This is a genomic window from Nostoc sp. FACHB-888, assembly GCF_014696655.1.
Taxonomy (GTDB): domain Bacteria; phylum Cyanobacteriota; class Cyanobacteriia; order Cyanobacteriales; family Nostocaceae; genus Nostoc.
On record NZ_JACJQM010000026.1, the window covers coordinates 1 to 15,680 of the forward strand.

Below are 15,680 nucleotides of genomic sequence, written 5' to 3' on the forward strand. Positions count from 1 at the left end.
GTGGAACCACACTGAACCCTTCCCGAACTCAGAGGTGAAACGCTGCTGCGGCCACGATAGTTTAGGGGTAGCCCTACGCAAAAATAGCTCGATGCCAGGTTTTATTTTAAAAACAAAAGCCTCCTCATAAATCAGGAGGCTTTTGTTTTTGAAAAACTTCTAGGCAGGCGTGGAAAATTTGCAGTAATGGATAACGCCAAATTGCACATACCCTGCTACATATTGCAGAAAAGTAAGGAATGTCATTTAATGTGATTAAATATGCTGTTGATATATTATTGGCATATGTTTTGGTGACTTGGTGAGAATACTTATTGTGTTTATTTACTTTAATATTTCTTTTACATTTTATTGTTAATTACTGCCCTAAAAGTAGCTAAACTTCATATTTGAGAATATAACCTATATTTTCACTATTGCTTAGAAAAACGTAATATCTTGCTTCATGATTACTTAATTCAAATGTCATTACTTATACCATTGTAGTAGCAGCTTAAAAGACTGATATTAGAGAAGTAATTTAAAAATATAGCTGGTTTGTCTACTACATGAATAAAAAATGGGCTGCTAAACGACTTACAATCAATCTCACATCAGGTGAGGCACAAAAGCTTGAACATTACTGTTCAATGACGGGGAGACCAGCAACGGACGTGATTCGGGAGTTAATTCGCTCTCTTTCTACTCAAGAGGAAAAAGTGTCTCAAACCTAGTAAATCATACTGGACAAAAAACAAAATCATGATAAGCACATCTCAATTCCTGAGTAAAATATAGTGTTTCACAGTTATCAGTGATGTTTATTTAGTCATGCACAATATGGATGGCTTTGAGCTATAGTTCAGCTACAAGCATCTGCTAATCTGTTCTATTTTCATCGTCTTTAGTGCCAACGTATTCTAGGAAAATCACTAGCGGAGTTTAGGGGCAGGAGCAACAGCATTCCTGCCCAAACCCCTTCAGCTCGACGAATTACTCAATAAGCTGCGATCGCTTTTGGGAGTGGATGTATGCTCAATCTCTATCTCAGCAGTCCGGTCAATTTGCGTTTTCCATGCTACTTTCTACCCTTCTCCGTCAGGAGAAGGGTAGAAAGTAGCATATTACCCGCCCAAAGTAGCGATCGCCACCCTGGAAATAACCATAAAAAGTTTTATGTCAGTTGGGGGACACAACATTATTTACATTGTCCATCCCATAGATCAGTGATGGCTTTGTCAGAACCTACCCTTTAGATTTACATACAGGAGTGTAGCGATCACCTCTTCGATAGCTAAAAATCTAATGAGAGAGTGCGTAAGCGTAGGTTACCGTAGATATTACTTCTTTTCAATCGCGACGGAAATTTCTTTTACGTTGTTTGTGCCTTGCGACTTCTTTGCGCTTGTGTTTTTCCAAAGGTGTTTCAAAGTGACGATGCTTTCTCATGTCTGGAAAAATACCTGCTTTAGAAACTTCCCTTTTAAAGCGACGTAAGGCTGACTCAATCCCTTCATTTTCGCCCACAAATACTTGGGTCATTTTCATCTCCTACTTAATTGGTACTGGGCAATTTCAAGCCATCCAGTAGACCGGAGAGCAAAAAGGGCAGATAATGATTCTGCCCTTAAGACGTTAAAACTTAATTTTTAATCTTAAAGCTTAGTAGCGTCCTCGAGAGTATCCACCACCACCACCGCCGCGACGGTCACCACCAAAGGAACCACCTCTATCTTCCTTGGGTTTAGCCTTGTTAACTTTGAGATCACGTCCCATCCACTCAGCACCATCAAGAGCTTCAATGGCAGCTGTTTCTTCAGCTTCTGTACCCATTTCTACGAAAGCAAAACCGCGTGGACGGCCTGTTTCACGGTCAGTAGGTAACTGAACCCGTTTTACAGAACCATGTTCGGCAAAAACAGAGGTGAGGTCTTCTTGTGTGACCTCGTAGGATAGATTACCTACATAAATTGACATGCGTTATCTCCAAAATCATAGGTGTGTAGAGATTTAGATTTCGGAGACAAGCTTGTTAAGACCAAAAGGGAAAAGCCTGTCAATACTAAAAACAAACGCTGTAACCGAATTTTATTCTCACTTAATTACCTTAGCACATCATTCAGTTCTTAACCTATCCTAAAAAGGAAGTAATAAGAGTCAGTGATCGCCTTACAGGCTTCTCAAACATATTCTAGGTGATAAATTCATAGGCAGTTCCGACATTGAGTAGCAGATATTCCCCAAATAATTGCAAAATAAATGCAGTTCGTCATTGTTACTACCTGGAAATGCCGAGTACACTTGCTGACGCACAAAATTTAATTTCTGACCTGATCGCCCGCTACTCAAAGCGTGTAGATTATCTAATGATCCGCCTTGAAGAAGCAGAAGGAACTGATATCTTGTTGCGTGGCGACAAGGTAGAAACCCTTAGTGAAGGCATCTCCATTGGTGGACATATTCGCGCCTGTTATAAAGGTGGGTGGGGTTTGAGCTGCTTTAACCAGCTAGCGACAATTAAGGATCGGATAGAAGAAGCGATCGCGGCTGCGCGGATGGTTGGTGATGAAGAAACTTTACTTGCACCTATTGACCCGGTGCAAGCAGTATGCATTCTACCCCTAAAAGGCACCGATCCCCGAAAAATCCCACTGTCGAAGAAAAAACAATTGTGCGATCGCTATACTGAATTGCTCAAAAGCGTTGATCGCCGGATTACTACTACTTCGGTGCGTTACGGTGACAGCGCCCAAAAAGTGATCATTGCTACCTCCGAAGGCACTTTGATCGAGCAATCTTGGGTGGATATGGAAATGCGCTTTGCGGCTACCGCCAAAAATGGCGAAACCGTGCAAACTGGACGGGAAACTACTGGCTCTCGCAAAGCTTACGAAGATTTAACTGATTTAGATGAACAGGTCAAAAGTGCAGCTCAAAGAGCGATCGCAGCTTTATCTCTGCCATCGGTGAAAGGCAATACTTATACCGTAGTCATTGATCCAATTTTAACGGGTTTGTTTGTCCACGAAGCTTTTGGACATCTTTCTGAGGCCGATATGGCTTACGAAAACCCCGATCTGTTGGAAGTTATGACCATTGGGCGGCGGTTTGGCCCAGAAGAACTCCAAATTTTGGATGGTGCTGCTCCAGAGGGACATCGCGGAAGCTATTTTTACGATGATGAAGGCACGCCTGGTACTACTACTCAATTAATTAAAGATGGAGTTTTAGTTGGACGTTTACATTCTCGTGAAACTGCTGGCAAATTGGAGGAAGCGCCTACAGGTAACGCTCGCTGCCTCAACTATCACTTTACTCCCATTGTGCGGATGACAAATACCTGGATTGAACGGGGTAAAACACCAGTCAAAGATTTATTCACCGATATTAAAGAAGGAGTGTATGCCCGCAATTGGTTAGGTGGGATGACGAATGGAGAAATGTTCACCTTTAGTGCTGGGGAAGCGTGGATGATTAGAAACGGCAAAATTGCTGAACCTGTACGAGATGTAACGCTTTCGGGAAATGTATTCCAAACATTAGCGGATATTGAGGCAATTGGTGATGATTTTTACTGGGATGAATCCGGTGGTTGTGGAAAAGGAGGGCAAAACGGTTTGTCAGTAGGTTGTGGTGGCCCTAGTCTACGAATTCGAGATGTAGTGGTTGGTGGAGAAACGTAAACACCCGCCGCGATACCCAATATTTTGGGTATCGCGGCAATTAATCAAAAAAATCAATTTGCTAGCCAGAAAGTGAAGAATACGAATTGGTTTTGCCATAACCTCTGCCAGATGAACACCACAATTGAGTATAGTGATCGCTTTGCACTATTGCTTAAATTTTTAAATTCCTCAACATCCCTCCTAAGTATGAAAATAAATCACAACTCTAGATAGTAGCGCTGGTAGTTGAGGATGGCTAATCTAGACAAAAGTGATTCGATATTCACTCCGGTTTGATTCACTACACGAATCCTCTGTGGCGCGTGCTGGGGATTTACTGCCTGTCTGAGTAAGCTGAATAACCTCAATTAAACGTTCCTTAACACAGCGACAGATATGAAAGTAGATCAACTCCTGAAAAACTATGCCGCAGGTGTCAGAGACTTTACTGGTGTCAACTTGAGCGAGGTAAACTTAAGGCAAGCCAATCTCAGTGGCGTAATTTTAGATAGAGCAATTTTAGATGGAGCTAATCTGAGTCACGCTAATTTAGCCCAAGCTAGTTTGATTGAAGCAGACTTGAATGGAGCAGATTTGAGCAATGCTAACCTCGGTGGTAGCAACTTAAGGGGAGCTATCTTGGATGGAGCTATCTTGGATGGAGCCATCTTGGATGGAGCTAATTTGAGTCAGGCTGATTTGACGGTTGCTAAACTGATTGAAACTAACTTGAGTGAAGCAGATTTGCAAGAAGCTAGTTTGATAGGAGCGAATTTAGATGGAGCCGATTTGAGCGGTGCAGACTTAACTGTAGCCGACTTATCCCAAGCAAACCTCACCCAAGCAGATTTAAACCAGACAAATTTGAGCGGAGCAAATTTGTCTGGAGCCAATATAGAAGGAACAATTCTGGATGAGAATGTGTAATATTCCCCGTCGCTAAATGAAGTATCGGCTATAACGACGGGATATAAGCTCGACTTTATCTAAAATTAAAAGCTATGCGTTACCCACATCTTTCTTTACAATCTTGAAACCCTGATTTTATAACTATTTTCAAAACTGAGGGGTTAGGCATACTTGACAAATTTGTGTTTAATACTTTCGCTCAAACTGCGTTTTTATTGAGAATCAATAACGAACGAATAGGGTTATAAAAACCTGAGTGAAGCTTTCGCAAATCTTAAGAAAGATCCAGGTAATGGATAGCCTGCTAGCGTTGGGGAGTAAGCCTTAAAGTCTTTCTTTTAGAAGGAGAGAGGCTTTGAGGTAGGTGAATATTTATTGCATCTATTTCTATAAAGCAGGGCCGGAAGCTCTAAAAGTTCCAACTTCTTTGGAGCGCAGGTTTCTGTCTATCAGGAATTCTCCTTAAGAGCGGGACGCCGCGCTAACGGGAGTAGTCTTGTCATTAAACATCGCTCTTTGCTAAGGGAATGACTGTGTGGCTAAGACAGCGCCCTAAAAAAATATTTGGATTGTTCTGAAAACTTGGAACTTCAAACTTAGAACTTGGAACGCCGAGATCAAAATATATAACTTGTGTGTATAGATTATCTGCTTACAAGAAAAAGTAATGTGGATATATTTTTATAGACAAAAATACTACTTTGAAAAAGTTTGCTACAAGTAGTGTTATTTATGATTGTCATAATTAAAAAAATTGACTCTCAACTATCAATGGTGAACTCTACCCTCGTCGTCACACTCTATGTCAACCCTATGACAGGGAATGATACCAATACTGGTTCACGGTTGAGTCCGTTTAAAACCCTCACCCGTGCTTTAAAAGTAACCAGAATACTTACGAGAATTCATCTTGAATCGGGGACTTACAGCGCTGCTAATGGTGAGGTGTTCCCACTGATCGTCCCTGAAGGGGCGACAGTGGTGGGTAACGAAGCGAACAAAGGTATAGAGATTGTAATTTCCGGAAGTGGCGAGTATCAAAGCCCCAGCTTTGGTATGCAAAATATCACGCTTCTCTTACTAAATAATGCCAGTGTTTTGGGTGTAACTGTCATGAATAACTCAGCCAAAGGTACTGGTATCTGGATTGAATCGGCTGCACCTACTTTAGCTAACAATACTTTGAAGGACTGTGGGCGGGAAGGTGTATTTACCGCCGGCACTGCCAAATCGGTAATTTTAGATAACATATTTGTACAAAATACTGCAAGTGGGTTAGTAATGGCAGGTCATAGCCAGGGAGAAGTACTGCGGAATCTATTTGAAAGAAACCCTTTAGGCATAGTAATTAGTGACTTTGCCGCCCCTGCGATCGCAAATAACAAATTATCAGAAAATCGTACCGCGATCGCACTTTCTCGCAACGCCCAACCTGTACTGCGTCAAAATCTGATTGCTAAAAATACCCAAGGTGGCCTATTAGTCAATGGCAATGCGATCCCTGACTTAGGTAATACCGAAGATCCCGCCGATAATATTTTTCGTGATAATAATGAATTTGATTTATACAATGCCACTACACAAAAGCTAGTTTCCGTAGGTAATCAATTAAATCCTGCTTTAGTCAAAGGCTTAGTCGAATTGATCCCAAGCAATGAAGTAGCGGTTAACACCAATTCCTGTGATAATCCAACAAAATCCCCATCGCAAAAACTCCCCACGTCTCTTCAACTAGATGGACATTGGGCAGAACCATTTATTCAGGCATTAGTCAGCATGGATTTAACTCATGCTTTTGCCGATGGAAGCTACCAGCTAGATAAACCTATGACTCGCGCCCAGTATGCAACTCTAGTAACGATCGCTTTTAACCCATTTCCCAAAATTCCAGCACCTGATTTTACCGACGTACCTAAAGATTTTTGGGCTTATAGCGCTATCCAAATCGCGGCTAGTGGTGGCTTTGTTGGCGGATTTAGCGATCGTACTTTTCGCCCTGACCAAAATGTGCAACGACTACAGGTGATTGTCTCCCTCGTAAACGGTTTGGGACTACCAGCTGTTGAGAGCGATGTTTTAGAAGTATATAGCGATCGCCATACCATTCCCGACTATGCCCGAAAAGCTGTTGCCACTGCCACACAAGGAGGAATAGTTGCCAACTATCCAGATCCCCAACTACTTGCACCTTCATGTCCAGCAACACGCGCCGAAGTTGCAGCAATGGTTTATCAGGCATTAGTCGCCATTGGGCGAACATCTGCGATTAAATCAGCCTATGTGGGGTTGCATTCTAGGAGTTGACAAGTAAAATAGGAAACACTGCCTATTGGCTTACTAACTCGTGGAAAAAACCATGTAGTTAAAAGCACGCTAGGCTAATATGCGATGGGTGACAAAATCTTAGACCTATTGCCTAAAGCTAATAGTTCCATGTTAACAACACTTCCAGACACCTCTGCCAACTTAGCGATCGCCTTATTAATTAACTATAGTTTCGATCTCAGTGGCTATACTGCCAATGAGCTAGTTGAGCGTTGGCAAACGCAATACCCGCTTAATTGGCTACACCTGGCAGTGATTGAGGCACTATATCAAGGTCGCTATAAAGCTGTTTCCGTGCAGCAAATTTTAGTATTTTGGCAGCGCCGGGATCAGGCTACATATCATTTCAACATGGAATTTGAACGGATGATTTGTAGCAAGTTTCCCCAAAGTTTAACCTCATCGCCTGCTCCAGTCTTACCGCTAGCCAAGAAAAACCCTATTGTAGAAAAAGTTACGAGTCCTGAATTACCACCTGCTAAGATTGGCAACGGCTATCAAAGAAACAATACTGCAACTCTACAACTGAAAAGTTACGAACAAAAAACATCTTTAGGTGAAGAAGGTAAGGAGGAAGCTAGGGACAATAAAACTGTCCTGAAGTCTCCCCTTTCTGGAAAATTTGCTTCTTCAACAACGCTTCAGTTATCGTCTGCTGTCAGCCAAAGGCAAGCTTCACAAGAAATACCGCCTTCACCATCACCAATTCCTCATCAACGAAAGCCAAAACTGCTCCCACCTGCTCCTATTCATGCCCCAATCGGGCAGTTTACTCCAGAAAAAAGCGGTAGCTCTGAGTCTTTTACATCTAAACTCAAAGCGATGTCTGGCGAACGGAATACGCCAGTTGGGGGGACTGGGGAGTAGGGAGCAGGGGGACAAGGGGACAAGAAGAATAACAATGCCCAATGCCCAATTAGGTTTTTATTCCGCAACTAACTGCTTGAAACGCTCATCATCGGCAATATCATCAAAATCTAGGTCAGTTGCTGCGTCTTCTTTATACCTGGGATTAAGTTCAATTGCTTGTTGTAGAGTTAGCAGAGATAGTTCAACTTGTCTTTGCAGTGCGTAACAGGCTGCTTTGTTGTAATAGGCACTGGCATAATCTGGCTTAATTTCTAACGCTTTGTTAAAACTAGCGATCGCTTCATCATCGCGTCCCAATCTCACCAAAGTATAACCGCGTTTATCCCAGATTTTGGGAGAGTTGGGTTGGAATTCCAAGGCTTTATCAAAAGAAGCTATTGCCTCTTCGTATTGTTCCAATGTTACTAAAGAAAGACCGCGATTCAACCAAGCAATTGCATCATCAGGCTTGATTTGTGTAGCTTTGTCAAATGAGGTAAAGGCTTGCTGATGCTGTTGTAAGTTCCCAAAAGCAACGCCGCGATCGCACCAAGCTTGATGATAATCTGGTTGAATCTTAATAGCTCTATCATAAGAAGCGATCGCATCTTTGTAACGTTTCAACCTTCCGAGAGTTAGACCTCGTTTTAACCAAGCCACAGGTTCATCAGGTTGAATTTTAAGCGCTTGGTTGTAAGCTGCGATCGCATCTTCATAGCGCCTTACAGAAAACAGTTCATCTCCCTGTTTTACATACTCATCAGCAGTGAATTCAGGTTGTTGTGGCTGTTCCTGTATTTCTTCCTCAACTTCATGATTCACCGCCTGTAAGATAGATTCAGGTGTTATTTCAGTTAGTTCTTGAAGTATGAGATCCTTTCTTTCTTGGGCATCCAATTGTAACTCAGAGAGTTGAGAGACAAACTCAGTTTCTAATCTTTCTAACTTCTCCAAAATGAGAATTTTTTGTTGTTGAGCATTCCATTGTAAATCTGAGAATTGCGAACTAAACTCAGAACCAGATTTTTCTAAATTCTCAATAATTAACTCTTTGCGCTTTTGAGCATCTACTTGTAATTCCGACAGTTGTTCAGCAAAGTCTGACTGTAATGCGGCTAAACTTTCAACAATTTTATTCTTTTGCTCTTGAGCATCTACCTGGAATTTAGATAATTGAGATTTAAATTCTTTATTTAATATTCCAAAGTTCTCAAATGCAATCTCTTTTTCTTTTTGAGCATCTCTCTGGAATTCAGATACTTTTTCAGCAAATTCTAACTGCAACTTTGTTAGATTTTCAATAGCTATATCCTTTTGGCTTTGAGCATCAGACTGCCATTCAGAAAGTTGAGATGTGAACTCAGACCTTGATACTTCTAAATCAGTAACAGCTAGTTCTTGCTGTTGCTGCACGCCTAAACTTAACTTAGAAAGTTCCTCTGCCATCACAGATGCTAATTTTCCTAGATTTTCTAGTGCTATATCTTTTTGTTGTTGAGCATCAAACTCTAACTTAGATAGCCCAGAAGCAAATTTTGATTCTAAATTTTCTATATTTTCTTGAGATTTTTTGAGTTCAGTTTCTAATGTACTTAATACTTGTGCTTTAGCTATAGCTAGCTCAGAAGTAAGGATGGATACATTTTCTTCTTGTTCATTTTTAATTTTTTGTTGTAAAGCAGTCTTTTCCTGCTCTAATTCATGATTAATTTTTTTAGCTTCTTGAATAACATTTTCAGCCTCTTGCTTAACAGTGGTTAGCTGATTTTGTAGATTTTCCATTCCGTGTATTTGTTGCATTGCACTATCAACAATTTCACGGATTACCACCCGTCGCAGAAGCCAAAATAAAGCAATGATTGCGACTGGAAATAGACTTAATATAACTAGCCAGATATTCATTAGAATAGTTGTACGGTTAAAAGCCCTCCTTAAATCAGATTGAACTTGCTTTTCGGCTCGTAATCGCGTCAATTCTTCCCGTTCTTGATTCGATAAGACTGGAGTAGGGCTTAGTGTTGGGGGGGCTAATGGTGCAGATTTCCCACTGGCAATAGTAGCAGGTAGCACTAAAGGGAAAAAGACAATAGTGCTTTTTACAATTAATGCGAAAATAGCTTGATTTTTGCTCTTCATAACAACCATCTGAGTCTGTTGGTCAGTTTTTGAAGCGGCGTGCCTCTTTCCAATCTATAACAGAATTAAGTAGTTAAATGTTGTAGAGGCAGTGAAAAATGCTTAATAATCCTTAACTAATGCGTTCCCTCGCCTCTTAGTGTACGTAAAACTTCAGTGATGGAATGCAGTCAATTTTTTAACATTCTTTTTGTGAGATATTATTATAACATTGCTAAGTTGTAGCTACTGCCAAAGACTTCAAAAACCAAGCAGCACAAATAAAACTTATCAACCTGTGGATGACAGATTACAGAAACATCGACGCTTTCTTAAACTATTCACTGAATTAGGTTCTGGGTTTGTTCCTACAGATGACAGTATGCAAAGTGCAAGTTTGCTTACTTCGCACTAACATTAGATTATCTATGGTAATCAGATTACTTGTTGTAAAATTTACTTAACAAAGGTGGTAAAAAATGGGTCGCATAAATCCTTATACACTACAATTGCAGATTACCCGAATGTTTGAGCAAGGGCAATCATTTTTTGCCACAACCAAGGTACAGGAATGGTTGAAAGAACGCAAACATAATCCAGAAGATTATGAGATTATTTTCCATAAAAAGCCCGCGCCTCCTGGTTCAAAAGAAGTAATGGTAGTAGAAATTGAATTACGCCGTAAAGATGGGCAACCTGTAGATCCTTGGTTGCAGGAACAAGCAAATCTCCATGCGTGATTTTAGCAACTAGTACCGCAAGGACGTTCGGCGAAGCTCAGTTGAGCCGAGGAAGTCAAAAATCACACATAATTGTATTCCAAGCTCTTGAGGCAATAGGGAATAGGGAAATAGGCAACACACAGAAGCAAGTGTGTGGAGCAAATTCATATATTCACCCAGCAATGCCTCTTTTCTGGAAAAGTGTTTATTTAGGAATAGATATTATCTGTGCGATTGCCCATATCAAAAACATTAAACTCAATCCCGTCTAACTTCAGCCTCAAAGCCTCTAATAAAAGATTTACTCTTTCTTCAATAAAAAGGGTTAGAGCGTTTTCAGGAAGTGCATCGGCTCTTGACCATTCAAGAATAATTGTCGGTATAAGATGAGAGTGTAGCACCGCCTCTAAACCAGGTTCGTCATATTCTTTCAGATAATCTAATGGATTTTTATCGCTAATTTTCAAATTAGTTATTTGAGACAGATAGGCAATATTCATCAAGCTGTCACATTCTATTTGACTAGCAATACCACTTTGTTTAATAAAGTTAACCGGAAATATGTGGTGCAAGTTAGGCTTATCTGTTAGTAGATAATAAATATCAGACAAAACATCTCTATGAGGTTTTGCCCAATCCTGCGGTTTGTGGTTTGCATAAAGTGATAGTATTGCTCTGGATAAACGACCTCTATAACTGTAAAAAGATTTTCTTATCGAATTCTTATCAATATCAAATTGATTGAACGAGTAAGTACTATTAGCCTTTTGTTGATTAACAAAGTATATATGTTCCCAGAGGTGAGTAGTGTTTGTTATTAACTCTGCATTATGAAAACTATAATACCAAAAATACTTAGTTAAAAAACTATAATCTGGTTTATCATTACGATAAAAGTATGCTGTGATAGTCAGGTATAAATATCGGTAAGGGATTAATCTTCCACCTTTAATATGCAAGATATTATCAAAGAAATCAAAAGTTTTAGCAACGGCTATTTTAAAATTAGACCATACAGCTTCAATATGTTCTGTTTTTAGCTTATTAAGATACATATCAGTAATATTTTGTATCCCAGCTTCGGGAAATTCAAGTTTTACCACTACAGCTAGCATCTGGAGCAATGTCCAATTATCAATACTGGCATATTGACTACTAGAAATAGTTTTTTTAAATTTATCAAATAATTCCCTAAGATAGAACCCAGAGATATTATTTGTCTTATTTTCAGAACGAAAGGTCTTAGCTACCACAATATCAAAGATATTCAAAAGTTTGCCAGCTTGATTAATCCGCTCAAATATTTGGCATACCTCTGCAACTTCAATACCTCGTAACTCAATAAAGGAAATTTTGTAATTAGCCAAAACTTCCCTGATTCTCCTAAATTGTTGCATATAAGGATGATCGAATTGTCCATTAACACTTACATAAATATTTCTTTCTATTTCCCCACGGTCTTTAATTATATCTATTAAGCTGACAATTAGTTTATCTTGATAACGTTGTTTTTTACCAATATTTGCTTTTAGCTGACCATCCCTATCATCGATTTCGTCCCAAAATAAAAACCTTTTTGCATAGCTTGTGTCATCAGTTGCATCAGTAAGTTCAATAGTCAAATCTATATATAGTGTTGGATCAAAATTTTCGTTATTAGCAATTTTACCTCCATGTATTGATGTTAATAAAGAAGTTGTTCTTTGTTGTCCATCTAAAATGTACTGATACTCATTAGAGTAAAAATTATCAGCAAATTTTATACCACCTATTTCTCTATGACTTTCTAGCTTTGTATTAGTTTTCCAAATTAGAATACTTCCTAAAGGATAAAACTTATAAATACTATCCCAAAGTTTTTTTACATTCTCTTTCTCCCAGACAACATCTCGTTGAAAGGTTGGAATTTGATACTTATGTGAGAGAAGATTTTCCAAATAGAGAGGAATACTCTGAGCATCCGGCTTAATGCGTTCAGTAGATGTAAACATTGAGTTAACCTTACCTAACGTTGAGTAAATATCAAGATTGGTGTGTGAATTTAACTTGTTTTAGTAAAATTCCATACAAAGGTAACTGATATTTAATTAAGTGGCAACTTAGATTTGAGAAAATCTCTGCAACCTTTCTTCCATGCCAATGTTGCCCTGTAAACCGCCTGTGTGTACTAGTAACAAGCGATCGCCTTTACAAAAAAATCCCTGCTTTAGTAAATCCATCACTCCGTAAAACATTTTGGCGGTATATACGTAATCGAGGGGTACGCCATGTTGCTCTGTGAACTGCTGGCTGAATAGTAGTAACTCATTGTTCACCTTTGCATAGCCGCCGAAGTGGTAATCACATACCAATTCCCAGGAAGCGGGAGAACTATATGGTGAGGGTAAACCAAAAGCGAGGTAATTTGTCAATAAACTTTCGATTTGTGGTGCAAGAAATGCGCCATTTTTCAATACTGGAAAAGCGATCGCTCTTTGTCCTTCATGCAACGAAAGCGCAATACCTGCTAGTGTGGTGGCTGTACCGCAGGCTACGCATATATGATCAAATGCGTAGGTGTAGCCAGCACTTCGACAAAGCTCAGTGACCACCGTAGGCATCGCATCAGCAATTATCTCTGTACAGCCGCGCACACCATTTAAATTACCCCCACCTTCGGGAATAATAAATACCTCGCCGAAACGTTGTTGCAGATATTCCTCTAACGCTGGTGTGTTGCGCTGTCGATACATCTCACGGTTTAGGTATACAATCTGCATACCCTGTTGTACAGCAAAACTCAGCGTAGGATTCAACGGTAGCCTCTCCTCGCCACGAATTACGCCGATGGTGCGAAAACCGAAAAGATTACCAGCCGCCGCAGTTGCATAGATGTGATTGGAATAAGCGCCGCCAAAGGTTAGCAGCGTTGTGAAATTTTTCTCTTTAGCGTCCAAAAGATTGTATTTCAGCTTGAACCACTTGTTGCCGTTAACGAACGGGTGCATGAGATCGAGGCGTAGTACATACAGATCAACACCTGCGTTACGGGCGATTTTGCTGTTGATTTGTTGTATGGGAGGAGCAATAAAGGTTAACGACACGTGTCAACATTCTAACTTATAATTTACATTCTCTCACGCTCATTAGTGAACATAAAAGTAATGATAAACATTGAGTAATTCAATGGTAAATCAATCAAAATGAGCAATAAATCTTTCTGATGATTAGCTTTAGAAATTGGCATTTTACTAATTGAGTATTTCAGGTAAATATAAGGAACATAACACTCGCTCCAGATAATATTCTTTTTGGAGAAAAGAAATGGTTGCACTCACACAGCTTGCTCAAGTTATTCCCAATCCAGGACGTTTGACAATTGAAACTGTTGAAATTGCTCCTCAAACTACAGCTATCCGTTGTCTCGACTGGGATCGAGAACGTTTTGATATCGAGTTTGGTTTACGGAATGGTACAACCTATAATTCTTTCTTAATTCAGGGAGAAAAAGTTGCTTTAGTTGACACATCTCACCGCAAGTTTGAGGAATTATATCTTGAGGTAGTGGCGGGATTAATTGATCCGGCTAAAATAGACTATTTGATTATCAGCCACACGGAACCAGACCACAGTGGCTTAGTGAAAGATATTTTGCAATTAGCTCCCTCAATTACTGTTGTCGGTGCAAAGGTGGCTATTCAATTTTTAGAAAATATGGTTCACCAGCCTTTTAAATCAATGCAGGTGAAAAGTGGAGAGCGCTTAGATTTAGGCAACGGACACGAATTAGAATTTATCTCTGCACCTAATTTACACTGGCCTGACACAATCTTGACTTATGATCACAAAACTTGCACTCTCTACACTTGCGATGTGTTTGGAATGCACTACTGTGATGACCACACCTATGATGAAAATATTACTTTAATAGAGGAAGATTTTCACTATTACTATGATTGTCTCATGGGCCCAAATGCCCGATCTGTCTTGGCAGCTTTAAAGCGGATTGAAAAGTTAGATATAAGAACAGTTGCCACAGGGCATGGCCCTTTATTACAACATTATATCTCCGAATGGCTCGGACGCTATCAAAACTGGAGTTTAGAACAAGCAAAAACAGAGACATTAGTGGCTCTATTTTATGTTGAAGATTACGGGTATAGCGAGCATTTAGTCCGTTCCATAGCACATGGATGCACGAAAACAGGTGTGGCAATAGAATTAGTAGACCTCAATAGTGCGGAGCCTCAAGAAGTTCGAGAATTAGTTGCACAAGCCTCTGGTCTAGTAATTGCAATGCCACCCCAATCTTCGGTGATGATTCAAGCTGCTTTAAGTACAATTTTAGCTGCTGTTCACAAGAAGCAGGCAATTGGTTTATTAGAGTCGGGAGGTGGAGAAGATGAACCTGTTTATCCTTTACGTAATAAATTTCAAGAACTAGGATTAACTGAAGCTTTTCCTCCTATCTTAGTTAAAGAAACTCCTACACAAGCAACGGAACAACTTTGTGATGAAGCGGGGACAGATATGGGCCAATGGTTAACCCGCGATCGCACCATTAAACAAATCAAATCTATCAATACCGAGCTAGAAAAAGCTTTAGGGCGGATTAGCACAGGATTGTATATTATCACCGCCAAAAAAGGAGAAATTCAGAGCGCAATGTTTGCTTCTTGGTTGACACAAGCGAGTCTTGAGCCTTTAGGAGTAGCGATCGCAGTATCCAAAGATCGGGCAATTGAATCCTTGATGCACGTTGGCGATCGCTTTGTTTTAAACGTTTTAGAAGAAGGCAAATATCAAGGATTAATGAAACATTTCCTGAAACGTTTTGCTCCTGGTGCAGACCGTTTTGCTGGAGTGAAAACATATCCAGCGAAAAATGAATCGCCCGTTTTAGCTGAAGCTTTGGCTTACATGGAATGTGAAATTACTAGCCGCATGGATTGTGGAGATCATTGGGTAATTTATAGCACAGTCCAAACTGGAAGAGTTGCCAACCTACATGCACTTACTGCCGCTCATCACCGCAAAATTGGTAATCATTACTAAATTGTCATTTGTCATTGGTCATTGGTCATTATTTTCCCCTTTCTCCCCACTCCCTAACTCCCAACTCCCCACTCCCTACAAA

The 15,680-nt window shown here is 40.0% G+C and carries 12 protein-coding genes; 7 read left to right on the forward strand and 5 right to left on the reverse strand.

The features are described 5' to 3' along the window. Positions 1 to 548: 548 nt before the first annotated feature. A complete protein-coding gene (locus H6G26_RS17550; RefSeq protein WP_190730470.1) occupies positions 549 to 713 on the forward strand; it encodes a CopG family transcriptional regulator in 165 nt (54 codons plus the stop codon). Between the two features lie 616 nt (positions 714 to 1,329). Here the strand turns inward: H6G26_RS17550 and rpsU are convergent. Both rpsU and H6G26_RS17560 read right to left on the reverse strand, forming a co-directional pair. After that, entirely contained in the window at positions 1,330 to 1,521 is a 192-nt protein-coding gene (rpsU, locus tag H6G26_RS17555; protein ID WP_190730471.1) for a 30S ribosomal protein S21, read from the reverse strand. Positions 1,522 to 1,641: 120 nt separating this feature from the next. Further along, positions 1,642 to 1,956, reverse strand: coding sequence for an RNA-binding protein (locus tag H6G26_RS17560; RefSeq protein ID WP_190730472.1), 315 nt, complete (start codon positions 1,954 to 1,956; stop codon positions 1,642 to 1,644). Positions 1,957 to 2,267: 311 nt separating this feature from the next. Between H6G26_RS17560 and H6G26_RS17565 the strand changes: the two genes are divergently transcribed. The 4 genes from H6G26_RS17565 (at position 2,268) to H6G26_RS17580 (ending at position 7,745) form a co-directional block, all read left to right on the forward strand. Then, on the forward strand, positions 2,268 to 3,662 hold the full coding sequence (locus H6G26_RS17565) for a TldD/PmbA family protein (protein ID WP_190730473.1): 1,395 nt from the start codon (positions 2,268 to 2,270) through the stop codon (positions 3,660 to 3,662). A gap of 378 nt (positions 3,663 to 4,040) precedes the next feature. After that, on the forward strand, positions 4,041 to 4,571 hold the full coding sequence (locus H6G26_RS17570) for a pentapeptide repeat-containing protein (protein WP_190730474.1): 531 nt from the start codon (positions 4,041 to 4,043) through the stop codon (positions 4,569 to 4,571). 753 nt (positions 4,572 to 5,324) lie between these two features. Beyond that, a complete protein-coding gene (locus tag H6G26_RS17575; RefSeq protein ID WP_190730544.1) occupies positions 5,325 to 6,857 on the forward strand; it encodes a DUF1565 domain-containing protein in 1,533 nt (510 codons plus the stop codon). Between the two features lie 84 nt (positions 6,858 to 6,941). Continuing rightward, entirely contained in the window at positions 6,942 to 7,745 is an 804-nt protein-coding gene (locus tag H6G26_RS17580; protein ID WP_242053776.1) for a hypothetical protein, read from the forward strand. Positions 7,746 to 7,802: 57 nt separating this feature from the next. Here the strand turns inward: H6G26_RS17580 and H6G26_RS17585 are convergent, their stop codons facing one another. Then, positions 7,803 to 9,863, reverse strand: coding sequence for a tetratricopeptide repeat protein (locus H6G26_RS17585; protein ID WP_190730475.1), 2,061 nt, complete (start codon positions 9,861 to 9,863; stop codon positions 7,803 to 7,805). A gap of 458 nt (positions 9,864 to 10,321) precedes the next feature. Here H6G26_RS17585 and H6G26_RS17590 point away from each other — a divergent pair, with 458 nt between their 5' ends. Continuing rightward, a complete protein-coding gene (locus H6G26_RS17590) occupies positions 10,322 to 10,582 on the forward strand; it encodes a hypothetical protein (protein ID WP_190730476.1) in 261 nt (86 codons plus the stop codon). A gap of 191 nt (positions 10,583 to 10,773) precedes the next feature. Here H6G26_RS17590 and H6G26_RS17595 read toward each other — a convergent pair whose 3' ends face one another. Both H6G26_RS17595 and H6G26_RS17600 read right to left on the reverse strand, forming a co-directional pair. Next, a complete protein-coding gene (locus H6G26_RS17595; protein ID WP_190730477.1) occupies positions 10,774 to 12,555 on the reverse strand; it encodes a DUF262 domain-containing protein in 1,782 nt (593 codons plus the stop codon). 108 nt (positions 12,556 to 12,663) lie between these two features. Continuing rightward, positions 12,664 to 13,647 carry a pyridoxal-phosphate dependent enzyme gene (locus H6G26_RS17600; protein WP_190730478.1) on the reverse strand — a complete coding sequence of 328 codons (984 nt, stop codon included), beginning with the start codon at positions 13,645 to 13,647 and terminating at the stop codon, positions 12,664 to 12,666. 220 nt (positions 13,648 to 13,867) lie between these two features. Here H6G26_RS17600 and H6G26_RS17605 point away from each other — a divergent pair, with 220 nt between their 5' ends. Further along, the gene (locus tag H6G26_RS17605) at positions 13,868 to 15,598 is read left to right on the forward strand and encodes a diflavin flavoprotein (protein ID WP_190730479.1); all 1,731 of its coding nucleotides are present in this window, start codon (positions 13,868 to 13,870) and stop codon (positions 15,596 to 15,598) included. The last annotated feature ends 82 nt before the right edge of the window (positions 15,599 to 15,680 follow it).

What these genes read in the sequence shown, in the direction of transcription:
- H6G26_RS17550 (WP_190730470.1), top strand. Translation starts at nt 549, where the DNA reads ATGAATAAAAAATGGGCTGCTAAACGACTTACAATCAATCTCACATCA.
- rpsU (WP_190730471.1), bottom strand. Translation starts at nt 1,521, where the DNA reads ATGACCCAAGTATTTGTGGGCGAAAATGAAGGGATTGAGTCAGCCTTA.
- H6G26_RS17560 (WP_190730472.1), bottom strand. Translation starts at nt 1,956, where the DNA reads ATGTCAATTTATGTAGGTAATCTATCCTACGAGGTCACACAAGAAGAC.
- H6G26_RS17565 (WP_190730473.1), top strand. Translation starts at nt 2,268, where the DNA reads ATGCCGAGTACACTTGCTGACGCACAAAATTTAATTTCTGACCTGATC.
- H6G26_RS17570 (WP_190730474.1), top strand. Translation starts at nt 4,041, where the DNA reads ATGAAAGTAGATCAACTCCTGAAAAACTATGCCGCAGGTGTCAGAGAC.
- H6G26_RS17575 (WP_190730544.1), top strand. Translation starts at nt 5,325, where the DNA reads ATGGTGAACTCTACCCTCGTCGTCACACTCTATGTCAACCCTATGACA.
- H6G26_RS17580 (WP_242053776.1), top strand. Translation starts at nt 6,942, where the DNA reads ATGGGTGACAAAATCTTAGACCTATTGCCTAAAGCTAATAGTTCCATG.
- H6G26_RS17585 (WP_190730475.1), bottom strand. Translation starts at nt 9,863, where the DNA reads ATGAAGAGCAAAAATCAAGCTATTTTCGCATTAATTGTAAAAAGCACT.
- H6G26_RS17590 (WP_190730476.1), top strand. Translation starts at nt 10,322, where the DNA reads ATGGGTCGCATAAATCCTTATACACTACAATTGCAGATTACCCGAATG.
- H6G26_RS17595 (WP_190730477.1), bottom strand. Translation starts at nt 12,555, where the DNA reads ATGTTTACATCTACTGAACGCATTAAGCCGGATGCTCAGAGTATTCCT.
- H6G26_RS17605 (WP_190730479.1), top strand. Translation starts at nt 13,868, where the DNA reads ATGGTTGCACTCACACAGCTTGCTCAAGTTATTCCCAATCCAGGACGT.